The sequence below is a fragment of the Alcanivorax sp. 24 genome, from assembly GCF_004360225.1.
Taxonomy (GTDB): domain Bacteria; phylum Pseudomonadota; class Gammaproteobacteria; order Pseudomonadales; family Alcanivoracaceae; genus Alloalcanivorax; species Alloalcanivorax xiamenensis.
This window is the reverse complement of sequence record NZ_SNUA01000003.1, coordinates 74025-97438: the sequence shown is the minus strand read 5'-3', so window position 1 is coordinate 97438 and position 23414 is coordinate 74025. Positions and strand designations below refer to the sequence as shown.

Annotated in this window: 21 protein-coding genes and 3 tRNA genes; 15 read left to right on the top strand and 9 right to left on the bottom strand. The window is 61.2% G+C overall.

Annotated elements, in window-relative coordinates; genetic code table 11:
* Nucleotides 1–120: 120 nt before the first annotated feature.
* The 10 genes from boxC to E0L37_RS05295 all read left to right on the top strand — a co-directional run bounded on the left by boxC (nt 121) and on the right by E0L37_RS05295 (nt 11265).
* Nucleotides 121–1764: a 2,3-epoxybenzoyl-CoA dihydrolase gene (gene boxC / locus E0L37_RS05340; RefSeq protein ID WP_133490745.1), complete on the top strand. Its 1644-nt coding sequence runs from the start codon at nt 121–123 to the stop codon at nt 1762–1764.
* A gap of 3 nt (nt 1765–1767) precedes the next feature.
* Nucleotides 1768–3219, top strand: a complete 1452-nt coding sequence (gene boxB, locus E0L37_RS05335; RefSeq protein WP_133490744.1) for a benzoyl-CoA 2,3-epoxidase subunit BoxB — start codon at nt 1768–1770, stop codon at nt 3217–3219.
* Nucleotides 3220–3273: 54 nt separating this feature from the next.
* Nucleotides 3274–4449, top strand: coding sequence for a benzoyl-CoA 2,3-epoxidase subunit BoxA (gene boxA, locus E0L37_RS05330; protein ID WP_133490743.1), 1176 nt, complete (start codon nt 3274–3276; stop codon nt 4447–4449).
* Nucleotides 4450–4526: 77 nt separating this feature from the next.
* Entirely contained in the window at nt 4527–5729 is a 1203-nt protein-coding gene (locus E0L37_RS05325) for an ABC transporter substrate-binding protein (protein ID WP_133490742.1), read from the top strand.
* Nucleotides 5730–5795: 66 nt separating this feature from the next.
* Nucleotides 5796–6656, top strand: coding sequence for a branched-chain amino acid ABC transporter permease (locus E0L37_RS05320; RefSeq protein ID WP_133490741.1), 861 nt, complete (start codon nt 5796–5798; stop codon nt 6654–6656).
* Nucleotides 6657–6666: 10 nt separating this feature from the next.
* Complete coding sequence (locus E0L37_RS05315; RefSeq protein WP_133490740.1) at nt 6667–7755, top strand: branched-chain amino acid ABC transporter permease; 1089 nt, start codon at nt 6667–6669, stop codon at nt 7753–7755.
* Nucleotides 7748–8509, top strand: coding sequence for an ABC transporter ATP-binding protein (locus E0L37_RS05310; RefSeq protein WP_133490739.1), 762 nt, complete (start codon nt 7748–7750; stop codon nt 8507–8509). Before E0L37_RS05315 ends, E0L37_RS05310 begins: the two co-directional genes overlap by 8 nt.
* Entirely contained in the window at nt 8506–9258 is a 753-nt protein-coding gene (locus tag E0L37_RS05305; protein WP_133490738.1) for an ABC transporter ATP-binding protein, read from the top strand. The genes E0L37_RS05310 and E0L37_RS05305 overlap by 4 nt, the downstream gene beginning before the upstream one ends.
* Before the next feature lie 60 nt (nt 9259–9318).
* Entirely contained in the window at nt 9319–10218 is a 900-nt protein-coding gene (locus E0L37_RS05300) for a helix-turn-helix transcriptional regulator (protein ID WP_133490737.1), read from the top strand.
* Nucleotides 10219–10311: 93 nt separating this feature from the next.
* Nucleotides 10312–11265, top strand: coding sequence for an IclR family transcriptional regulator C-terminal domain-containing protein (locus E0L37_RS05295; protein WP_133490736.1), 954 nt, complete (start codon nt 10312–10314; stop codon nt 11263–11265).
* Nucleotides 11266–11329: 64 nt separating this feature from the next.
* On the opposite strand, the gene E0L37_RS05290 is transcribed toward E0L37_RS05295, so the two are convergent.
* The 6 genes from E0L37_RS05290 to uvrY form a co-directional block, all read right to left on the bottom strand.
* Nucleotides 11330–11416, bottom strand: a tRNA-Leu gene (locus E0L37_RS05290).
* A gap of 45 nt (nt 11417–11461) precedes the next feature.
* Nucleotides 11462–11535 (bottom strand) — tRNA-Cys (locus E0L37_RS05285).
* A gap of 48 nt (nt 11536–11583) precedes the next feature.
* Nucleotides 11584–11659: transfer RNA gene (locus E0L37_RS05280), tRNA-Gly, on the bottom strand.
* Nucleotides 11660–11740: 81 nt separating this feature from the next.
* Nucleotides 11741–12346 carry a CDP-diacylglycerol--glycerol-3-phosphate 3-phosphatidyltransferase gene (gene pgsA, locus E0L37_RS05275; protein ID WP_133490735.1) on the bottom strand — a complete coding sequence of 202 codons (606 nt, stop codon included), beginning with the start codon at nt 12344–12346 and terminating at the stop codon, nt 11741–11743.
* A 119-nt stretch (nt 12347–12465) separates the two neighbouring features.
* Nucleotides 12466–14286, bottom strand: a complete 1821-nt coding sequence (gene uvrC / locus E0L37_RS05270) for an excinuclease ABC subunit UvrC (protein WP_133490734.1) — start codon at nt 14284–14286, stop codon at nt 12466–12468.
* A 251-nt stretch (nt 14287–14537) separates the two neighbouring features.
* The gene (gene uvrY, locus E0L37_RS05265; protein ID WP_014994378.1) at nt 14538–15188 is read right to left on the bottom strand and encodes a UvrY/SirA/GacA family response regulator transcription factor; all 651 of its coding nucleotides are present in this window, start codon (nt 15186–15188) and stop codon (nt 14538–14540) included.
* A 275-nt stretch (nt 15189–15463) separates the two neighbouring features.
* Between uvrY and E0L37_RS05260 the strand changes: the two genes are divergently transcribed.
* From E0L37_RS05260 to E0L37_RS05245, 4 genes are read left to right on the top strand one after another with little or no spacing between them, the layout of a single operon-like run.
* A complete protein-coding gene (locus E0L37_RS05260; RefSeq protein WP_133490733.1) occupies nt 15464–17143 on the top strand; it encodes a carbon starvation protein A in 1680 nt (559 codons plus the stop codon).
* A 5-nt stretch (nt 17144–17148) separates the two neighbouring features.
* Nucleotides 17149–17424 carry a cory-CC-star protein gene (locus tag E0L37_RS05255; protein WP_370450519.1) on the top strand — a complete coding sequence of 92 codons (276 nt, stop codon included), beginning with the start codon at nt 17149–17151 and terminating at the stop codon, nt 17422–17424.
* Between the two features lie 24 nt (nt 17425–17448).
* Nucleotides 17449–18480: an ArsA family ATPase gene (locus tag E0L37_RS05250; RefSeq protein ID WP_133490731.1), complete on the top strand. Its 1032-nt coding sequence runs from the start codon at nt 17449–17451 to the stop codon at nt 18478–18480.
* 39 nt (nt 18481–18519) lie between these two features.
* Nucleotides 18520–19152, top strand: a complete 633-nt coding sequence (locus tag E0L37_RS05245; RefSeq protein WP_133490730.1) for a LysE family transporter — start codon at nt 18520–18522, stop codon at nt 19150–19152.
* A gap of 5 nt (nt 19153–19157) precedes the next feature.
* Here the strand turns inward: E0L37_RS05245 and E0L37_RS05240 are convergent, their stop codons facing one another.
* Nucleotides 19158–19568 carry a PaaI family thioesterase gene (locus E0L37_RS05240; protein ID WP_014994373.1) on the bottom strand — a complete coding sequence of 137 codons (411 nt, stop codon included), beginning with the start codon at nt 19566–19568 and terminating at the stop codon, nt 19158–19160.
* 201 nt (nt 19569–19769) lie between these two features.
* Here E0L37_RS05240 and E0L37_RS05235 point away from each other — a divergent pair, with 201 nt between their 5' ends.
* On the top strand, nt 19770–20456 hold the full coding sequence (locus E0L37_RS05235) for a GntR family transcriptional regulator (RefSeq protein ID WP_236564116.1): 687 nt from the start codon (nt 19770–19772) through the stop codon (nt 20454–20456).
* A gap of 34 nt (nt 20457–20490) precedes the next feature.
* Here the strand turns inward: E0L37_RS05235 and E0L37_RS05230 are convergent, their stop codons facing one another.
* On the bottom strand, nt 20491–22062 hold the full coding sequence (locus E0L37_RS05230) for a long-chain-fatty-acid--CoA ligase (RefSeq protein WP_133490729.1): 1572 nt from the start codon (nt 22060–22062) through the stop codon (nt 20491–20493).
* A gap of 195 nt (nt 22063–22257) precedes the next feature.
* Nucleotides 22258–23409, bottom strand: a complete 1152-nt coding sequence (locus E0L37_RS05225) for an acyl-CoA dehydrogenase family protein (RefSeq protein WP_133490728.1) — start codon at nt 23407–23409, stop codon at nt 22258–22260.
* Nucleotides 23410–23414: the final 5 nt, after the last annotated feature.

Below are 23414 nucleotides of genomic sequence, written 5' to 3'. Positions count from 1 at the left end.
TAATTCACTATAATTTCAAATAGTGCACTATAATTCAGAATCCAGTCTGATGATCGGCTCTCCCCGAAGACAACCGGCTCCCTGGAACGCGCCACCCACAACAACCGAAGAGGCAGCGAAATGATTGACTTCCGGACCTCCCCTGACCAGTACCGGCACTGGCGACTGACCATCGACGGCCCCATCGCCCGGGTGACCATGGCGGTGAATGAAAACGCCGGCCTGTTCGACGGCTATCAGTTAAAGATGAATTCCTATGACCTGGGCGTGGACATCGAACTCAACGACCTTGTCCAACGCCTGCGTTTCGAGCATCCGGAAGTCAAAGCCGTGGTACTGGCTTCCGCCAACGAAAAAATCTTCTGCGCCGGCGCCAACATCCGCATGCTCGGCGGCGCCAGCCATGGCCATAAAGTGAACTTCTGCAAGTTCACCAACGAAACCCGCAATGCCATCGAGGAAGCCAGCGCCGAATCCGGTCAGACCTGGATGTGCGCGGTGAACGGCACCGCCGCCGGCGGCGGCTATGAGCTGGCACTGGCCACCGACCATATTGTGCTGATCGACGACGGCACCACCACGGTGTCGCTGCCGGAAGTTTCTCTGCTCGCGGTATTGCCAGGCACCGGCGGTCTGACCCGTGTCACCGACAAACGCAAGGTACGCCGGGACCGGGCCGATATCTTTTGCAGCATGGAAGACGGTGTTCGCGGTCAGCGCGCGCTCGACTGGCGACTGGTGGACGAATTGGCGCCGGCCTCGCAATTCGATCAGGCGGTCACAGCCCGCGCCCAGGAGCTCGCGCAGCGTTCCGACCGCCCGGACAACGCCAGTGGCGTGCGCTTTTCACCGCTGGATCGGGAAATCGGCGAGCACAGCATCCATTACCGCCATCTCACCGTGGAGTTGGATAACAGCCGGCGCACCGCGACTCTGATTGTGCATGGTCCGCAACAGGACGCCCCCACTTCCGTCGCGGATGCCCAGGCTCAAGGCGACCGTTTCTGGCCGCTGGCGCTGGCCCGCGACCTGGACGATGCCATTTTGCATCTGCGCCTCAATCAGCCGGAGATGGGCACCTGGCTGATAAAGAGTCAGGGCGATGGCCCTCGTATCGCCGCTTATGAATGCCTGTTGGAGCAGGAGCACTGGTTGATGCGTGAAATCCGCCTGTTCTGGAAACGCACACTCAAGCGTCTTGATGTGACTTCCCGCACCCTGTTCGCCCTGGTGGAACCGGGAAGCTGCTTCAGCGGTTTGCTCGCCGAACTGGTGTTCTGCGCCGATCGCAGCTTCATGCTCGACGGCCAATGGGAAGGGGATGACACTCCGCCAGCGGCGCTGTGCCTCAGTGCCATGAACTTCGGCGCCTTGCCAATGAGCAACGGTCTGACCCGGCTGGCAACCCGTTTCCACGGTGAACCGCACAGCGTGGATCAGGCCCGTGAGCTACAAGGGCAGCCACTGGATGCCATGAACGCCCTGCGGAGCGGCCTGATCACCGAAGCCTACGATGACATCGACTGGGACGAGGAACTGCGGCTGCTGATCGAGGAACGGTCCAGTTTCTCCCCCGACGCCCTGATCGGCATGGAAGCGAACCTGCGCTTTGCCGGCCCGGAAACCATGGAAACCCGCATTTTCGGGCGCTTAACCGCGTGGCAGAACTGGATATTCCAACGCCCCAACGCGGTCGGCCAGCAAGGCGCCCTGCAGCTATACGGCAGCGGCTCTCGTCCCACCTACAACTTCGAGAGGATTTAACCCATGAGCGCCTTGAAACAGGAAGTGAACTACGACGATCTGATTCCCAACAATGTCAATCTTTCCGAGGACCGCCGCCTGCGCAAAGCGCTGGAGGCCTGGCACCCCGGTTTTATCGACTGGTGGAAAGACATGGGGCCTGATGGTTTCCAGGACACGCCAGTGTATCTGCGCACCGCCGTCGGCGTGGACCCCAAAGGCTGGGCGGAATTCGGCTACGTGAACATGCCGGAGTACCGCTGGGGCATTCTGCTCGCGCCAGCCGAGGAAGGCCGCACTATTCCTTTCGGCAAACACAAGGGCGAACCGGTGTGGCAGGAAGTGCCGGGCGAGTACCGCGCCATGCTGCGCCGCCTTGTTGTCATCCAAGGCGACACCGAGCCGGCTTCGGTGGAGCAGCAACGCCACCTTGGCAAGACCGCCCCATCCTTGTACGACCTCCGCAATCTCTTCCAGGTGAATGTGGAAGAAGGCCGCCATTTGTGGGCCATGGTTTATCTGTTGCACAAATACTTCGGCAAGGACGGACGCGAGGAAGCGGAGAACCTGCTCAAACGCACTTCCGGCGATAAGGACAAGCCGCGTATGCTCGGCGCCTTCAACGAAGAAACACCGGATTGGTTGTCGTTCTTCATGTTCACGTTCTTCACCGACCGCGACGGCAAGATGCAGCTGGAATCCCTGGCGCAATCCGGCTTCGATCCACTCTCACGCACCTGCCGGTTCATGCTCACCGAGGAAGCCCATCATATGTTCGTGGGGGAATCCGGTATTTCCCGCGTCATCCAGCGCACCTGCGAAGCCATGAACAAGGCCGGCATCACCAACCCCGCCGATGAGGAAGCGGTGCGCAAGCTCGGCGTAATGGACCTGCCGATGATTCAGCGAAAGATGAATTTTCACCTCGCCGTGACGCTGGATTTGTTCGGCAATGAGGTTTCCACCAACGCCGCCTCCGCCTATGAAGCCGGCATCAAGGGCCGCTATCAGGAAACTCGCATCGACGATGATCACCAACTGCACAACGACACCTACGCGGTGCTCAAGGTGGTCGACGGTGAACTGAAGATGGTGGAAGAAACGGCGCTCAACGCTATCAATGCGCGGCTGCGCGATGACTACGTCAAGGACGCCGAGGGCGGCGTCAAGCGTTGGAACAAGCTGATCAAGAAAGCCGGCTTTGATTATGAACTGACATTGCCGCACATCGCGTTCAACCGTCAGATCGGCGAGTTCAGCGGTCTGTTCGTTTCTCCCGGTGGCGATGTGATCGACCAGGCCACTTTCGAAGCCAATCGCGATGCCTGGTTGCCCACCGCGTCGGATCTGACCTACCTGGATTCCCTGATGGTGCCGGTTACCGAGCCCGGCCAGTACGCCGGCTGGATCGCACCGCCGAAGGTCGGTATTGATAACAAACCCGGGGATTTCGAATACGTGCGCCTGGCCGGCTGATTTTGCCGCTCCGCGGGCGCGGCGGTGCCCGCGGCAAGAGCGAGAGGACTCATCATGAGCTTGTTGCGACAACACCTCATCGATCCGGAAATTTGCATCCGCTGCAACACCTGCGAGGAAACCTGCCCGATCGATGCGGTCACTCACAACGAAGACAACTATGTGGTGGATGCGGAAAAGTGCAACTACTGCATGGACTGTATTGCCCCCTGCCCCACCGGCGCCATCGACAACTGGAGGCTGGTCAATGAACCTTTTACCACCGAGCAGCAGTTCGGCTGGGACGAGCTTCCGGAAGAAAACGCCGACGCGTTGAGCGACAGCGAGGCGCCCGACGAGGACGACGAAGTCCGCGAACTGTTGACCCTGGCCCACGCCGGCGTGCGTGCGCGGGCTCCGGATTCCGCCGGCAAGCCGATGCTCAACATGTTCACCCGTTCCACCCCCGCCCGTGCCAGGGTGGTGGGCAACTACCGCATCACCGCCGAAGGCACTGAATCCGACATTCGTCATATCGTGCTGGATTTTGGCGCCACTGCCTTTCCGGTACTGGAAGGACAAAGCGTGGGCATTTTGCCACCAGGCCATACCGGGACCGGTAAGCCGCACAAAATGCGACTGTATTCCGTCGCCAGTCCCCGCGACGGCGAACGTCCCAACCACAACAATCTATCGCTGACGGTCAAGCGAGTGGAGGGCGGCGTGGCCTCCAACTTTATCTGTGATTTGAACAAAGGGGATGAGGTGGACGTGGTGGGCCCGTTCGGTGACAGCTTTTTGATGCCCGAACACCCGGACGCCAACATCATCATGATCTGTACCGGCACCGGATCAGCGCCCTTCCGCGCCATGACCGAGCGCCGGCGCCGCAGGCAACCGGATGCCAACGGACGGCTGGTGCTGTTCTTCGGCGCCCGTACTCCCAATGAGCTGCCTTATTTCGGCCCTCTCGGCAAGTTACCGGACAGCCTTATTCACAAGGAGCTGGTGTTTTCCCGGCTACCCGATGCGGCCAAGGAATATGTCCAGCACCGGATGAGCGCGCGCAGCGGCCTGCTCGGGGAACTGCTCGGCGACAGCCATACCCATATCTACATCTGCGGCTTGAAAGGCATGGAGGAAGGTGTTGAGGAATCGCTCCATGTGATCGCGGAAAAACACGGCCTCGACTGGCCCGAGTTACGCGACGACATGGTCCGTCTCGGGCGCTATCACGTGGAGACCTATTAGGACGGGCCCCTGCCGGGTCCGGGCAAACTCTGTCATTACAAAAAAAACGGCGGGACAGGCCTGCCAGGAGAGAAAAAATGAAACTCGCACGCATACGCAAGCACACCCGCCACCTGATGACCGCCATGGGGCTGCTCTTCCTGGCGGCGTTCCAGCCCCTGATGGCGCAGCAAAACCGGGAAGATCAGGCGACACCGGTGAGACTCGGACTGATGCTGCCCTACTCTGGCACCTACGCACCCCTGGGCGAATCGATCACCAACGGTCTGAAGCTGGCGATCAAACAAAATGGTGATCAACTGGGAGGGCGCCCGGTGGAATACGTTGTCCTCGACAGCGAAGCCGATGCCTCCAAGGCACCGCAAAACATGAGCCGCCTGGTCAAGGGCGACAAGGTCGACGTGGTCATCGGTCCGGTGCATTCTGGCGTGGCCATGGGTATGTTGAAAGTGGCGAAGCAGACCGGCGCCATCATGATCATCCCCAACGCCGGCCTGGGCGCGGCCACCGGGCAACTGTGCATGCCCAACGTGTTCCGCACCTCTTTCTCCATGTGGCAGGACAGCTACCCCATGGGCAAGGTGGCCTATGATCGTGGCTACCGCAAAGTCGTGACCATCACCTGGAATTACGCCGGTGGCAAGGAAGACATCGCCGGCTTCGAGGAATCCTTCACCAAAGCCGGTGGCGAGATCGTCAAACAGATTCTGGTGCCGTTTCCGGAAACACAGTTTCAGCCCTATCTGACCGACATAGCCAGCATCAAACCGGACGCGGTCTACACTTTCTTCGCCGGTGCCGGCGCGGTCCGTTTTGTTCGCGACTACGCCAAACTGGGTTTGAAGGACAGCGTGCCGTTGCTGGGTTCAGGGTTTCTCACCGACGGCAATCTGGACGCCCAGGGTGAAGCCGCCGAGGGTATCCTTACCACTCTGCACTATGCCGATGGTCTCGATTCGGAAGTGGATCGTGCCTTCCGCGAAGCGTATGGCGAAACCTATGAACGCAAGCTCGACACCTACGCCGTACAAGGCTACGACGCCGGCATGATGCTGGCTCAAGCGCTGGACCAGACTCAAGGTAACAGCGCCGACCGGGACGCGCTGATCTCGGCGCTGGCCGGTGTCAAACTGAACAGCCCGCGCGGGCCGGTGGCCTTCTCCAAGGCTCACCACCCGATTCAGAACATCTATCTCCGCCAGGTCAAGGAGGGACGCAATCAGGTCATCGATGTGGCCAGCCGGGCTTTGGAAGATCCAGCCCGTGGCTGCCGCCTGTAGACCGATCAGGCGCCCCGCGAAGGCGCGGCGCGCCCCTGCCGGGCAACCGACCCGAGGAGAATGTTCATGGATCCCGTATTCATCGCCATACAGCTGCTCAACGGCCTGCAATACGGCCTGCTGCTGTTCCTGATCGCCAGCGGACTCACACTGATTTTTGGCATCATGGGTATCATCAATCTTGCCCACGGGGCCATGTACATGATTGGTGCCTATCTGGCCTATGACCTGACGCTGCGCACCGGCAGCTTCTGGCTCGCCCTGCTGCTGGCCGTGCCGATCGCCGTGGTGTTGGGACTGGTGATCGAGCGGCTGTTTCTCGGCACGCTGTATCGACGCGATCATCTTTACCAGGTGCTGCTGACTTTCGGGCTGATCCTGGTGCTCAACGAGGCCCAGCGCATCATCTGGGGCAACGACGTGCAAAGCGTGGCGGTTCCTCCCTCTCTCAGCGGCAACATAACTCTCACCGATAATCTGCAGTACCCGGTTTACCGGTTGTTCGTCGGCAGCGTGTGTTTGCTGATGGCCGGCGGTATTTATTGGGTTATCCGCCATACCCGTCTGGGTATCGTCATCCGTGCCGGTGCCGCCAACCGGGATATGGTGGAGGGGCTCGGCATCGATGTGCGTACCCTGTTCACGCTGATATTCAGTATCGGAGTGGGACTGGCCGCGTTCGCCGGCATGCTCTCCGCACCCATGACATCCTTGTATCCTGGCATGGGGGACAACGTGCTGATCACCTGCTTCGTCATTGTCGTGATCGGCGGCATCGGTTCCATCAAGGGCGCCTTCCTGGGCTCCCTGCTGATCGGACAGGCCGCGACCTTCGGCCCGGTGCTACTTCCCGCTCTCGCCAGCGTCATCATCTATCTGATCATGGCAGCCGTGCTCATTATCAAGCCGCGCGGGCTGTTCGCCTGAGGAGAAATCCATGCTTCATCGCTACCCCAAGCGCGTACCGATCATGATGCTCACGCTGACCGCTATTCTGGTGCTATACCCTCTTTGGGGGGCGGCACTGATCGGTGATGGCAGCGAATTCTTCCTGGAGAAACTCACTCTGATGTTGATTCTCGGGCTGTTCGCCATGAGCCTGGATTTGCTGGTTGGCGTGATTGGTCTTGTCAGTCTGGGACATGCGTTGTTCTTTGGTCTGGCCGGTTACACCCTGGCAATGGCCAGCCCATCCTACAGCGCCGCTTCGCTGTGGTGGATGATGCCACTGGTGATGCTGGTGAGTGCCTTGTCCGCTCTGGTGATTGGCGCACTGGTGCTACGTACCCGGGGCATTTTCTTCATCATGACCACTCTGGCTTTCGGCCAGATGCTCTACTACCTGGTCAGTGACGCCAGCTTCACCGGCGGCAGCGACGGCCTCTTCATAATGTTCAAGCCCACTCTGGCCATCGGTGACCTGACGCTCATCGATCTCGAAAATCCACTGCATTTTTTTTATTTTGTCATGGGCGTGACCCTGCTTGCCTATTTGTTTCTGCACTGGCTGATACGCTCCTACTTTGGCCAGGTGCTCGACGGTATCCATGACAACGAACATCGAATGCAGGCCCTTGGCTATGCCACCTACGGCTACAAGCTGGCCGCGTTCGTCATCTCCGGGGTACTGGCCGGCGTCGCCGGCATGCTGGCGGCGATGCAGTATGGCTTCGCCAACCCGGCGCAGCTGGGTTGGCATCTTTCCGGCGAGGTGCTGATGATGGTCATCCTGGGTGGCATGGGCACGCTGTTCGGTCCGCTACTCGGGGCTTTCGCCTACGAGCTGTTGCATTACGCCTTCGAGCATTTAACCGTCTATTGGCAGTTACTGATGGGGTTGACGATCATCCTTATCGTGTTGGTGCTACCGAAAGGCCTGGCCGGTCTCATTCTCGATCCGCCTCGCTTTCGACTGCCCGGTGCCGGCATGAAGGGGCTGTTCAGATCCGGTCCCGCCGCTTTATTCAAAGCACGTCTGGGCCCTGCCCTGCCTCACGAACACGACGAGGGCCGCCATTATGAATAGCGCATTGTTATCCACCCGGGGACTGACCTGCCGGTTCGGCGGTCTGACGGCGGTGGACCGGGTCGACTTTGACGTCCGGCCCGGCCAGGTCCATGCCATCCTCGGCCCCAATGGCGCGGGTAAGAGCACGCTGATCAATTTGCTCTCCGGGGAGCTGCGTCCCAGTGAAGGGGAAATCCACTATCGGCAACGCCCGATTCACGGCCTGCCGGCTCACCGTGTCGCCCGCCTGGGTATCGGCCGCAGTCATCAGAAAACCAATATTTTTCCCCGCTTGAGTTGCCTCGAAAACTGCCGGCTCGCCGCCCGTATCCATCTCGGCGGCGTCATCGCCAGCTGGCGCTCTCGCGCCACCGCGCGGCAAGTCGATGAGCGCGCGGAGCAGGCCCTGGCAACCTGCCAGCTCTCCCATCGTGCCGCGACACCCGCAAACGCCATGAGCTATGGCGAGCAACGTCAATTGCAAATCGCCATGGTGCTGGCCACGGCGCCCACTTTGATGCTGCTCGACGAACCCCTGGCCGGCATGGGCCGCGAGGAAACCGCCCGGGTTACCGAGCTGCTTGGCGCCTTGCGTGGTGATTACACCCTGGTGCTGATCGAACACGACATGGACTCCGTCTTTGCGCTGGCGGAACGGATCACCGTCATGGTCGATGGTCGCGTTCTTGAAACCGGGACCACGGACACCATTCGTGGCAGTTCAAAGGTTCGGGACGTCTATCTGGGCAGACATCAACAGGAGGAGGCATGAATACCTTCAACGCGTCACTTTCGCCTCCACAAACGGCTCAGCCGTTGATCGACGCCCGCGATCTGCATGCCTACTATGGTCAGAGCCATGTCCTGCATGGCGTCGATCTTCATTTAATGCCCGCTGAAACGCTCAGCCTGATGGGACGCAACGGCATGGGCAAGACCACAACCCTGAAGGCGCTGCTTGGCTTTGTTACCCCCAGGCAGGGCAGCGTCCGGATCCTCGGAAAACCGACCCGCAAGTGCCGGCCCTGGCAGGTGGTACGCCGGGGCATCGGCTATGTGCCGGAAGGGCGCGGCATCTTCCCGGGTATCAATGTGCATGAGCATTTGATCATGGCGGCGCGTCCCGATGCCGAGGGCCGCTCACCCTGGACACTGGAGCGCGTCCTGGATACTTTTCCACGTCTGGCGCAGCGGCTCCAGCATGACGGCGCCCTGCTCTCCGGCGGCGAACAGCAGATGCTCTCCATTGGACGGGCGCTGATGACCAACCCCCGGATCATGATTCTCGACGAAGCCACCGAGGGCCTAGCGCCACTGATTCGTGATGAGATATGGAGAATCCTCGGCGAGATCAAAGCCTCCGGCATCGCCAGCATCATCGTCGACAAGAACATTGACAACCTGCTGACCATCGCCGACCGGCATCTGGTCCTGGTAAAGGGATCCGTGGTTTTTGACGGCGACAGCGCGGAAATCAGCCGGGATACCAGCCTACTCGACACCCACCTCGGCATGGGATAATGCCTCCCAACAGCCCCGGTCGAGGCCATCGCCGGTACGCTCAGGGAAACGGAGACGAGCATGCACCCTGCCAACGATCAGAATGAAAGCAACGGGCCAGACTATATGGTGACCATTGGAGACCGGGTGCGCGCCATTCGCGCCCGGCGGGGCATGGCGCGCAAGGAACTGTCGTCCCAGTCGGACATCTCCGAGCGCTACCTGGCGCAAATCGAAGGGGGCAAGGCCAATATTTCAATCATGCTGCTGCAACGCCTTGCCGCCGCCATGGGCGTGCCAGTGCAGGACATCCTCCCGCAACCGGAACAGCAGCAGGTCCTTTCGCCGCCTTTGCGGGATCTTCTTGATCGACTCTCCCCAGCTCAACTGGATGAAGCGTACCAGCTGTTGGTCCGGCATTTTGATGTGAACAAGGGGCAACACCGCGGCGTGGCACTGATCGGCCTGCGCGGTGGCGGCAAAAGCCGGTTGGGTCAGATGCTTGGAGAGCGGCTAAACGTGCCTTATATCCGGCTCAATGGCCTGATCGAACAACTGGCCGGCATGGACATCGGCGAGATCATGGCGCTTGGCGGGCAGCCCGCCTACCGGCGCTTTGAACGGGAAGCGCTGGAGTACGTGATCGAACAGGATCCCCTTTCGGTGGTGGAAGCCGGCGGCAGTCTGGTGTCCGAAGCGGAGACGTTCCAACGTCTGCTGAGCCGCTTCCATACCGTCTGGATCAAGGCCTCCCCGGAAGAACACATGCAACGTGTTATCGACCAGGGGGACACGCGGCCAATGCAGGGCCATACCCATGCCATGGACGACCTCAAACGAATCCTGGTGGAACGCGACGCCGACTACCGCCGCGCCGACGCCGTGCTCGATACCTCGCACCGGAGCGTCGAGGACAGCTTCGCCGAGCTGCTGAGCATGACCCGCCCGTATTTGACCGGTCCCACGGCGGTCAATCAGTAACCGGTCCGCGCCGGCCCACGGCGCTATCCATGCTATCATTACGCCCTGTGTTTATCGGCTTTTCCCAATCACCAAAGCGGGCGAATAAAAACCATGGCGGCCTCTTATCAGCTGCAAACACTGACACGTGCCCTGGACGTCCTGGAGCTGCTGGAACGGACATCGGAACCGCTCTCTCTGACCGAAGTGGTCGCCGCCATGGGCGAAGCCACGACCATCGTATACCGGATTCTGCAAACCCTGGAGGCACGCGGCTACGTCTACCGCCGCCCCCAGGACAAGCGATACAGCTACACCGGGCGTTCCGGTGGGGCCGGCTCGATATCCCGGGCCGTGGATTTACTGCAAGCGGCGGCGGATAATCTTCCGGGGGACGCATCCACCGAACAGCTCTCCCGGCAGGCCGGGTTGGATCCACGCATCGCGCTCGAAATTCTGACACCGCTGGCCGACAAGGGGCTGATCGAGCAGAACCTCGACAACGAACAATGGCGCCTCTCCCCTTCCGTCATGCAATTGGCCCGGCACTTCCTCAACAATGATGATGTGCTGGTACGCATCCGCCCTCTGATGGAACGACTGCACGCCGAGACCAGGGAGACCGTTTCCCTGTTTCATCGTGCCGGTAACAAGCAGATCGTCACTTCGGTATTACCCAGCCCGCACCCGGTCCGCTACGCTCTGGAAACAGGCAGCGCCTTTCCCCTCTATCTGGGCGCGGCGGGAAAGGCCATTCTGGCCTTTCTGCCCGAGGCCGAGATGGAAACCCTGATCCGCAATCCCACCATGACGGCATTAACCGCCCATCAGCCCAAGGTCAGCGCCCTGCGCAAGGAGCTGAAAGGTATTCGCCAGCAGGGCTTCGCCATCTCCAATGGCGAACGTGTGGAGGGCGCCAGCGCGGTGGCCGTGCCCATCCACGACGGAAGCGGCTACCCGGATACCGTCCTGGGGCTGATGATGCCCAGTTTCCGGACATCCGACGAACAGTTGCGTCAGTTTGGCGTACGCTTACAGGAGGAACTCGGTGCCTTGTTTCCCGCATAAAATAATCCACAACCCGCCGATTGGCGGGGCGGGACAATATGAGTAGCTCGGAGAGAGTTGGATCTGGTGCGGGTAGCCGGACTCGAACCGGCACGACCTAACGGTCGAGAGATTTTAAGTCTCTTGTGTCTACCAATTTCACCATACCCGCTTGATCTCGGGGTGCTCGAGGTAGAGGACTTCCACTGAGAGGGATTGGAGGCGCGGGTCGGAATCGAACCGGCGTACACGGAGTTGCAGTCCGCTGCATAACCACTCTGCCACCGCGCCTGAAATCTTGAAAGAACAAAAAACCTCGGCTGTGCCGAGGTTGAAAATTGGAGCGGGAAACGAGATTCGAACTCGCGACCCCAACCTTGGCAAGGTTGTGCTCTACCAGCTGAGCTATTCCCGCTTTAGCGTCGATTGTTTGTCTCGACGCGGATCAGCATTCTACTCATACCCCCTGTTCTGTCAACCCATTTTCTCTGTTTTTTCAGGGTCTTGGGCGCGAACGCCGGAACTGCGGCGCCGCTGCCTTCAGATACAGGAACATCGACCACAAAGTAAGCAACATGGCTACGTAGAGACAAACATAACTCAACCAGAGGATGGGCGTCATCAGCATCCCCCCGCTGATGTCGTAGCCGGGCTGGACCGCCAGCAGCAAGGTGATGGCCACCATCTGGGTCACCGTCTTTATTTTACCGATGGCACTGACCGCCACCTTAGCGCGCATCCCCAACTCCGCCATCCACTCCCGTAGCGCCGATACGGTGATTTCCCGGCACACGATAACCATGGCCGGGGCGGTGAGCCAGAGCGTGGCATGCTGCTGCACCAGCATCAACAGCGCCACGGCGACGATCAGCTTGTCCGCCACCGGATCCAGAAAGGCGCCAAAAGGACTGGTTTGTCCCAGTTTGCGAGCCAGGTAGCCGTCCAGCCAGTCAGTCAGTCCGGCGGCCAGAAACAGCACGGCGGCCACCATATTGCTGCCTTTGAACGGGAGATAAAACGCCGCCACCAGCACCGGGATGGCGGCGACGCGAATCAGGGTCAGGATGTTCGGCAGATTCAAAATCGGAGAGTGCGCAGGCATGAACCACTTCAACCGGCTGAAAAAAAACCAGTATAGCGGAATCGTTCCGTCTTCTCATTGCCGGACTGCTTTTGTGGGAATGATAAATCGGCCCGGCCGGCCCGCCCGAAGCAGCCGGCCTAGCCGTGGAACCAGTCGTAGATGGTTTGCGCGGTCTGGGCGTTGACCCCCTCCACCCGGGCCAGTTCCTCCTTGGAGGCATTACGCAATTGCTTGAGGCCGCCGAAGTGACTGAGCAGCGCCTTTCGCCGCTTCGGCCCCACTCCGGGAATCTCCTCCAGGCCGGACCGGCGGGCCTTGGCCCGTCGAGCGCGGTGGCCGGTGATGGCGAACCGGTGGGCCTCATCCCGGATCTGCTGCAGCAAGTGCAGTGCCGAATCGCCGCCGCCGGGCACCAGCTCGCGGCCGTCGGGCAGATACAGGACTTCGAGTCCCGGTTTGCGGGTCGGACCCTTGCCTATCCCCATGACCAGAATACGATTATCCAGCTGCAACGACTGGATCACATCGAAGGCACGCCGCATCTGCCCTTTTCCCCCGTCGATCAACAGCAGGTCCGGCAAGCGCCCCTCCTCCTTGACCACGCGCTGATAGCGGCGACGAACCGCTTCCTCCAACGCCTGATAGTCGTCGCCGCCCTGGTCCGGAGTAACATTGAAGTGACGGTAATCGGTCTTGCGCGGCCCATGCTGGTCGAACACCACACAGGAGGCCACCGCCCGCTCTCCCTGGGTGTGGCTGATATCAAAGCACTCCACGTGGCGGATCGGCGCGTCCGCCTCCAACAGGGTCTCCAGGGCGTGGAAGCGACTCTCCAGATGTTCGCGGGCAGCCAGATCCCCGGCGATGGTCTGCTCGGCGTTGGTTCTGGCCATATTGAGCCAGGCGGACCGCCCTGCCCTGACCCGCCAGGCCAGCCGGATCTGCCGTTGATAGCGGCTGGACAGCGCTTCCTGCAAGGCATCGGCACCAGGCAACGCCATCGGCAGCAGGATTTCCTTTGGAATCGACTGTTCGTCCCGCTCTCCGAGATAGTACTGGGCCAGGAAGGCTTCCAGAATTTCCTCCTGATCGTCCTCGCCACGGGTATCCGGACGGAAGCTGCGGTGGCCAAGCACCCGGCCCTGGCGGACCATCAGCACCTCGATCACCGCCAGTCCATGGCGGGTGGCGATGGCCACCGCGTCCACATTGCCGCTGCCGGCTTCCACATTCTGTTTCTGCTGCACCGCCTGTACCGCGGCCAGTTGATCACGTAATTCCGCCGCACGCTCGAACTCCAGCCGCTCGGCGGCGGCTTCCATTTCCCGGGTCAGCCGGCGGGTCACCTCGCGGCTACGGCCAGAAAGAAAATCGATCGCCATGCGTACCTGGGTCGCGTAATGCTCCTCGGACACCAGATCCACGCAGGGCCCGGTACAGCGGTGGATCTGATACTGCAGACAGGGGCGGGAGCGGTTACGGAAGAAGCTGTCCCGGCAATTGCGGATCAGGAACACCTTTTCGATCAGCGCCAGCGTCTCACGGACACTGCCGGCGCTGGGATAAGGACCGAAGTACTGGGCGCCGGGGCGGCGGCTGCCACGGTGAAAGGTCACCCGGGGAAAGCGGTCCGAGGTGGTGATCTTGATGTAGGGATAGGATTTATCGTCCCGCAGCAGAATGTTATAGGGAGGCCGCAGCGTCTTGATCAACGACTGTTCCAACAACAGCGCTTCCGCCTCGCTGCCGGTGACGGTGCTCTCCACCGCTTCGATCTTGGCCACCAGCGCGCGGGTCTTGGCGGAATCCACCCGCTTCTGGAAATAGCTGGAGAGCCGGGCCCGCAAATCCCGCGCCTTGCCCACGTACAGGACCCCGCCTTTGCCATCCAGCATGCGGTACACCCCCGGGGTGCGCGGGCAATGGGCGAGGAAATGCTTGGCGTCGAAACTGGACAAGTTCACTCCGAATTGAGGCGCGACGGGAACAGGCGATAGCCGTTGATGACACGGGCCGGTCGCCCGGAACGCAAAACGCCCGTGCCGGAGCACGGGCGCCACCTAGTTTAGCAAAATCCGGGTTTAAGCAGCCTCTGAAAACGTCATGCCCGGATTCGATCCGGCATCTCCTTCCACGAAGCCACTCACCTTGCGGTGGGAGATCCCGGGTCAAGCCCGGGATGACGGGGTATTTTTTCAGAGGTTCCCTTTTACAGGGCCACCGCTTCGTGGGCGTTGACCAGGCCATGACGCACCGCGATCAGCGCCATTTCCATGTCACTGGTAATACCGAGCTTGTCGAAAATCCGGTATCGGTAGGTGTTGACCGTTTTGGGTGACAAGCAGAGCTGATCGGCCACGTCCTGCACTTTGAAGCGGTTGACGATCATCGTCATGATCTGCAGTTCCCTTTCGGACAGCACATCCAGGGCCGCCGGCGTCGGCTTGTAGGCACGCAGCGCCATCGCCTGGGCGATGTCCGGGCTGATGTAACGCTGCCCGCTTTGCACCACCTTGATTGCCCGCACCATTTCTTCCAGATCCGCCCCCTTGGTCATATAACCAGCGGCGCCGGCTTCCATCACCCGGGAAGGAAACGGTTCTTCCTCGCACACGGTTACCGCGATGATGCGAATGCCGTCGTCCTGCTTCATCATCTTACGGGTGGCAACCAGTCCGCCCATGCCGGGCATCTTGATGTCCATCAGCACCACGTCCGGCTCCAGGTCGCGAGCCAGCTTCACCGCCTCCTCGCCGGAGGCGGCTTCCCCAATGACACGGATGCCATCCTGGTCACTCAGCATCCGGCTAATGCCGGTACGCACCAACTCGTGGTCGTCCACCACCATTACTTTGATCATCGTCGAATCTCCCCCACGTCGATCCTTGAAGTGTGGTTTTTGTTGTCGGAAGTCACCCCGGTTCCCCCCTGGCATGGCTTCCTCTCCATGACAATCAGACAGAGGCCGGACATCCGAAAAAGTCAGTTAAGCCTAACCCGCGACGGCCGCTCTGCCTAGAGAGCGCACCAACATTGAGCGCTTTGGACTTTGGTCGCATTGACCAGCTTCACACTTTGGAGTTAATTCTGTGGTGGACATGTCTTACCCGACTGCGCAGCGAATAAGGATTAATCATGAGCGCCATCGTCTTATTGATCCTCGGACTGGGCGGCATGGCCGCCGGCTATTTTCTCTATTCCCGTTTTATCGCCGATAAAATCTACAAGCTTGATCCGAATTTCGAAACGCCCGCCCATGCCATGGAAGACGGCGTGGATTTCGTACCCACTAACAAATTTGTCCTTTGGGGCCATCACTTCACTTCAGTGGCCGGCGCCGCGCCCATTGTCGGTCCGGCCATTGCCGTGATCTGGGGCTGGCTGCCCGCGTTTCTGTGGGTGGTGTTCGGCACCATTTTCTTCGCCGGGGTCCACGATTCCGGCGCGATCTGGGCCAGCGTCCGTAATCGGGCACAGTCGGTGGGCAGCCTCACCGGCGAAGTGGTGGGTCCACGTGCCCGCAGCGTGTTCATGATCGTTATTTTCCTGGTGCTATTGATGGTCAACGCGGTGTTCGGCGTGGTGATCGCCCGCCTGTTGATCAACAATCCCGGCGCCGTGGTACCAGTATGGGGCGCTATTGCCGTGGCCCTGGTGATCGGCCAGTTGATCTACCGCTGGAAATTGAATCTCGCCGTCGTTTCTCTGCTCGGCGTGGTGGCACTGTACGCTTTGATCTGGGTTGGCCCGTCGGTCCCCATCGCCTTGCCGGAGACCACCTTCGGCCTCTCCGCCAACGCCGCCTGGATCCTGATCCTGTTCGCCTACGCCGCCATTGCCTCGCTCTTGCCGGTTTGGGTATTGCTGCAACCCCGTGATTACATCAACGGACTGCAGCTCTTTGTTGGTCTGATCCTGCTTTATGGCGCCATGCTGATCGCCAATCCGACGGTGGTGGCGCCGGCCCTCAATGTGAACGTGCCGGATGGCACGCCGCCGTTACTGCCCTTGCTGTTCGTCACCATCGCCTGTGGCGCGATCTCCGGGTTCCATGGTCTGGTCGCCTCCGGCACCACGTCCAAGCAGTTGAACAAGGAAACCGACGCCCGATTCGTCGGCTATTTCGGCGCCATTGGTGAAGGGGCGCTGGCCCTGGCCGCGATCCTCGCCGCCACGGCGGGCTTTGCCTCACTGGCGGATTGGCAGGAGGTCTATTCCAAGTTCGGCGCCGGCAGCCTGAAGGCGTTCGTCGACGGCGGCGCCGCCATTCTCAGCGCCGGCACCGGCATTGACGCCTCGGTTTCGGCCACCATGCTGACGGTGATGGCCGCGTTGTTCGCCGGTACCACCATGGACACCGGCTTGCGGCTGCAGCGTTACATTTTCCAGGAATGGGGTGAGCTGTATAACATCCGCTGGATGCGCCGCCCTGCCCCCGCCACTCTGCTGGCGGTGGGTGCCTGTGTGCTGCTGGCGTTTGGCGCCGGGGGCGCGGACGGTTCCGGCGGCCTGTTGATCTGGCCATTGTTTGGCACCACCAACCAGTTGCTCGCCGGTCTCACCCTGCTGGTGGTCACGGTAATGCTGGTACGGCTTGGCCGCCCCACCCTCTATACCCTGGTACCGCTGGTATTCCTGCTGGTCATGACGCTGGCGGCGCTGTTGATCCAGCTACGCGGATTCTATGAGAAACAGGATTGGTTCCTGTTCAGCCTCGATCTGGTGGTTCTGGTGGCGGCGGTTCTGGTAACCCTGGAGTGCACCGCCAGCCTTCGCCGCCACAAGAAAGCCCGGGAAGCCGAGGTGAAAGGGTGAAAGCCGTGACGATTCTCGGCAACCTCAAGCGCTGGTATCGGCGCGCCGGAGAGCTGGGGGCGGAGTATTACAACGCCCCCTACCGGTCCGCCATTGCCCGCGCCCGCCGGGATGAAGATGATCTGTTCATGCTCATGGTCTTCTCCGAGACCATGGGCATTCCCAATCCGGCCAGTTGGTACACACTGGAGCTGCAGCCGTTGTTGATGGAGCGATTCCATGACTGGCACCGGCGCATGGGCATGCCCCATTCACCACTGGATAATTTCCGTTGTTGCTGAGCGCTGTCGCCGGTAAGTTCGTCAATGAGCCCCATCACCATGTCGGAACTCAATCTGCATGACCTTCTGAGCCAGCGCCGACAACTGATGGTCGGCGGCAAGGGCGGCGTGGGCAAAACCACGGTGGCTTCCGCGCTGGCCCTGGCCGCCGCCAATCTGGGCCGCCGCACGCTGCTGGTCTCCACCGATCCCGCCCACAGTCTGGCCGATGCTTTTGACCGCGAGATCGGTAACCGGGAACAGACCCTGGCGGTTAATCTCACCGCTCTGGAGGTGGATCCCGAACAGGAGGTCGAAGAGCATCTGCAGCGGGTACGCGCGCAAATGGCCCGCTTCGCCAGACCCGAGCAACGCTCGGCCATGGAACACCAGCTCAAGCTCAGCCGCCAGGCGCCCGGTGCTCAGGAGGCCGCGCTGCTGGAGCGTCTTACCACCATTATGGAAGAGGCTCGCGAGCGCTTTGATCTGGTTGTATTCGATACCGCGCCCACCGGTCACACCCTGCGCCTGCTGAGCTTGCCTGAGGTGATGGCGGCCTGGAGCGAGGGGCTGTTACGGCAACACCGCCGCTCCGAACAGTTGGGCAAGGTGCTATCCCACCTGACCCCCGGCCGCGATTTGGATAGCCCGGTCAATACGCCGGAAGAACATCAACTGGCCGGTCTGGATGACCGTACCCGCGACCTGGCGGCACCACTGATCGAACGGCAGCGCCGTTTCCAGAAAGCCCGCCGCTTGCTTTCCGCCCCCGAGCACAGCGCCTTTCTGTTCGTGCTGACACCGGAACGTCTGCCTATTCTGGAAACCGAACGGGCCGTGCACAGCCTGAAGGAAGCCGGCATTCCGGTGGCCGGCGCGGTGGTCAACCGGGTGCTGCCAGACGGCGCCGAAGGGGCCTTCTTCCAGGCGCGGCGCGAACGCGAGCAGAGAATGTTGGTGGACCTGGCGGAACGGCTGGACCCGCTGCCCCGGCGGCAGGTACCCTTATTCGTCGATGACATTCAGGGACTGTCCGCCCTGGAAGCCTTTGGTTCCCGTCTGCTGAGCACACCCTAGACGTATTCAGCGCGTTTTTTGCCCGTTAACGGATATCCCATGGCGCTGCACACCTGGTTCGCTTTCTTCGTGGCCTGCTGGCTGATCTGTCTGTCACCCGGCGCCGGCGCGGTGGCGTCCATGTCCGCGGGGCTACGCTACGGCGTATTACGTGGAGGTTGGAATATTCTGGGTCTGGAACTGGGTCTGGTGTTGCAACTCGCCATCGTCGCCGCCGGCGTCGGTGCCCTGCTCGCCACCTCGGCTCTGGCTTTCGCCCTGATCAAATGGTTCGGGGTCGCCTACCTGCTCTATCTGGCGGTCAAACAGTGGCGCGCGCCCACTCAGGACTACGACACCCTTGGTGACGATCATCAGGGCCGCCGCCGCGGTGTACTGCTACTTCGGGGTTTCCTGATCAACGCCAGCAACCCCAAGGCAGTGGTCTTCCTGCTCGCGGTCCTGCCTCAGTTTCTCGAACCCTCACGGCCCATGGCCCTGCAATACGCGATTATGGGCCTGACCCTGATCAGCGTGGATGTCGTGGTGATGCTCGGCTACACCGGGCTGGCCGCCCGTGCGCTCAAACTGCTGCGCAGTACCCGCCAACAGCGGCTGGTGAACCGCGGCTTCGCCGCCCTGTTCGCCGCCGCCGCCAGCCTGCTGGCCACCGCCCGCCGGGCGGCGGTCTGATCACGCTACTCGTTGCGCATCAGGAAAGAGCCACGGCCGGTAGCCAGCTTGCGGCCTTCCGCGTCAAGCACATCGGCGCTGCCAACCATGACCTTGCGGCCGGCCTTGATGATTTCACCACGGCAGACGATCTCCCCCTGTCCGGTGGGCCGCAGAAAGCTGACGTTGAGATCCACCGTGATCGGGCCGGCATCGCGCTGATGGTAGGCGCGCACGCAGGTGCCCAGCACGGTGTCGATCAGCACGCAGTAAATGCCGCCGTGCACCATGCCATACGCCTGTAGCAGCTCCGGAGTAACCGGCAAGGCAATTTCGGAACCGCCATCGTCGTTGACCCAGTTGATCTTGATGCCCAGATGACAACGGAAGGGGTTGTTATTGGTCCAGTTGATTTCGTCTTCGCGAGTCCAGCTCATTAACCTGCGATCTCCTGTCTGCTTTATAAAAAAGGAACAAAGGCCGTTGCGACCAGCACCTGGCCCGGCGCATTGTATACGGTATACAGTTGACGGACCACGGCGTCCGTCGCCCCCCTTGCACGGGCCCGAGGCGGGCAAATCCTGTAAACTCCCGCCACTATCCGGGGACACTTTGTCTTAGCGTTTGAGAAACACACTATGCCGCGAACCCAAACCGATCCTTTCGCTCCCGTCCGCCGCCGTTCCATGGAAGAGGAGGTCTATGTGCGCATGCGCGAGGCTATCCTGCGCGGCGACATCGCCGGCGGCGAGCGTCTGGTTCAGGAAGACCTGGCCAAACGTTTCGGCACCAGCCGCATCCCGGTCCGTGATGCTTTACGCCGGTTGGAGGCGGACGGTCTGGTGGAGACCGAGGGCCGGGGTGCCTATCGGGTCAGTTCCTTTGGCGTCGATGACGTCAAGGAGATCTACGCCCTGCGCGAGTTGCTGGAAGGCCACATGGTCGCCCAGGCCTGCCCGCAACTCGGTGAAGAGGAGCTGGACGAACTGGAGCAGCTGCAACAGGACATGGACCAGGCCGCCGATGCCGGCGACTCCGCCGCCTATGTAGCGCTCAATCAGCGTTTTCACCGGGTGCTCTACGATGCCGCCAATCAGCCGCGCACCCAGAAAATCATTCTCACTCTCTGGCAGGGAGTGCCACCGCTGACGCCGATCACCATCGAGAACCGCATGGCGGAATCCAGCCAGGAGCATTGGGCCATCGTCACGGCACTGCGCTCCGGCGACGCTGAAGCCGCCGCCGAAGCCATGCGCCGTCATATCGCCGCCGCCGGCGAGGGCTTGCTTGCCCACGTCTCCAACGGCGGCGCCGGGCTGCGCTGAACAGCTCCGGCCCGCCTGACGTAAGTCCCGCCGGTCAGGACACCCGGCGGGAACGGCCCTGCCAATAGGGCTCCCTCAACGCCTGCTTAAGCACCTTGCCGGCACCGGACAGCGGCAGGCCGTCGCGGAATTCCACTGATCGCGGGCACTTGTAGCCGGCCAGATCCGCGCGGCAGAAGTCGGTCAGTTCGGCGGCGGACACCTCGACGCCGGATTGCGTCACCACCACCGCATGCACGCTTTCCCCCCAGGTGTCGTGGGGAATGCCGATCACCGCGCAACTGGCCACCGCCGGATGCCGGGCGAGCACGTTTTCCACCTCGGCGCAGTACACATTCTCGCCACCGCTGACGATCATGTCCTTCATCCGATCGACGATGTAGATGTAGCCGTCTTCGTCCATGTAACCGCCATCGCCGGTATGCAGCCAGCCACCGCGCAGGGTCTCCGCCGTGGCCTCCGGATTGTTCCAGTAACCCAGCATGATGTTGTCACCCCGCGCCACCACCTCGCCCACGGTACCCCTCGGCACTTCCCTGTCATTCTCGTCGACGATACGCACTTCCATGCCCCAGGTGGCTTTGCCGGCGGAACGAATACGGCCATTGGTGAGGGCCTCGCCACGGTGATTGCGCCAGGAATTCAGCGTGATCATCGGCGATGCTTCGGTCATGCCATAGGTATGGGTGAACTGGGCTTCCGGGAAGACCGTCAGGGCACGTTCCAGAACCGCCTGGGAAATCGGCGACGCCCCGTAAGCAACCCGTGTCAGGGAGCTCAGATCATGCTCGCCGACCGCGGGGTGATCCACCAGCATCTGAATCATGCTGGGCACCAGAATCACATCGGTGATCCTTTCCCGCTCAATGGCGGCCAGCACCTCCTCCACCCGGAAGGACGGCATCATCACCGCCGTACCACCCACCACGATCTGGGTGATGAACTTGGCGACGCCAGCGGTATGGAACAGTGGCGATGCCAACAGGGTGACGAACGGATCAGGCGGGTCGCTCTCCGCCAGCCGGGTAATGGCACAACTCCAGAGATTGTCGTGGGAAAGCATCACGCCCTTGGGAAAACCGGTGGTTCCGCCGGTGTAGAGCAGCACCGCCAGGTGGTCGCCACCAAAACGGCCATCGTCCACCGGTGTCGCCGAGGCCAGAAACTCCTCGTAATGAATCATGCCCGCCGCCCCCGGTGTCTGGACGGGTGGCGTATCTCCCAGATGCAGAACATGGCGCAGTCTCGGACACTGCGTCTTGAGCGTGTCCACCATTGGCAGGAAGGCGTCGCTGACCAGCAGTATCTCCGCTTCGCTGTCGTTGAGAGAGTACGCCATCTCCTTCACATTCCAGCGGGTATTCACGGCATTGGCCACCGCGCCCATCCACCACAAGCCAAGAAAATACTCAGCATGGTAATCACAGTTGGCGGCCAGTATCGCCACCCGGTCCCCGGCCCGTACCCCCAGGCCGGTGAGCCCACCGGCGAACCGGGCGCAACGGTCAGCCAGCTCCCGATAGCTGCGGCGACGTTCGCCATCCACCGTGGCCAGGCGTTGCGGTGCTTGCTGCACGGCGCGATGCAAGCCCTGAGTCAGATACATGGTCGAGACTCCCCTGCCCGGCAACGGGCATGAACAACAATATCGTGGTCGGACATGATTCACCTGTGAGACGGAATAAACGGCCAAAGCCCTTGGAACAAGGGCTTGAAGCGGGCGGTGTTATCCACCCGCGGGAATAAAAAGCACGCACGACGGTTGGCCCCCCGCCATGCGTGGAGAGCGAACTTTTAAGTGTTAACGCACCGCACGCAGCATGTTGCGCGCGATCACGATCTGCTGAATTTGGGTGGTGCCTTCATAGATACGGAACAGCCGCACATCACGGTAAAACCGCTCGATCCCGTACTCGGACATATAGCCGGCGCCACCGTGAATCTGCACCGCGCGATCCGCCACGCGACCGCACATTTCCGAGGCGTACATCTTGCAGCAAGCGGCCTCGGTGCTGACGTTTTCACCATTATCCCGACGCCTGGCCGCGTCCATCACCATGCATCGGGAGGCATAAATCTCCGCCTTGCTGTCTGCCAGCATTGCCTGCACCAATTGGAATTCACCGATGGCCTGGCCGAACTGCTCGCGCTCGGCGGCGTAACGCAGCGCATCGTCGAGCATCCGTTCCGCCACGCCGACACAGATGGCGGCAATGTGAATCCTTCCCTTATCCAGCACTTTCATGGCGGTCTTGAAACCGACACCGGGCTTGCCGCCAATAATGTTAGCCGCCGGCACCCGGCAGTCCTCGAACACCACGTCACAGGTATGGGCGCCTTTCTGGCCCATCTTGCTGTCCGGTTTGCCCAGGGAAATGCCCGGAGTGCTGGCGTCGACAATAAACGCGGAAATGCCGCCCGCGCCTTTCACATCCGGATCGGTACGAGCCATCAAGGTAAAGATACCGGCCTGGGGCGCGTTGGTGATAAAGCGCTTGGTCCCGTTCACCACATAATGATCACCGTCCTTCACCGCGCTGGTCCGCAGGGAAGCGGCATCGGAACCCGCGCCTGGTTCGGTCAGCGCGAACGACGCCATCACCTCGCCGGTGGCCAGCGATGGCAGCCACCGTTGTTTTTGTTCGTCGGTGCCGTCCATCAGAATGCCCTGGGAACCGATCCCCACGGTGGTGCCGAACAACGAGCGAAATGCCGGTGAGGTGCGCCCCATCTCGAACATCACCAGCACTTCCTCCTCCATGGTCAGACCGAGGCCACCGAATTGTTCCGGGATGGTCAGTCCGAACAGGCCGATGTCCTTCATCTCCCTGACAATGTCCTCGGGAATGGCGTCATGTTCCGCCACCCATTCCTCGTTGGGCACCAGCCGCTCTCGCACAAAGCGACTGATGGTATCCAACAGCGTATTCATGGTTTCCTGATCACGTATCATGCTGG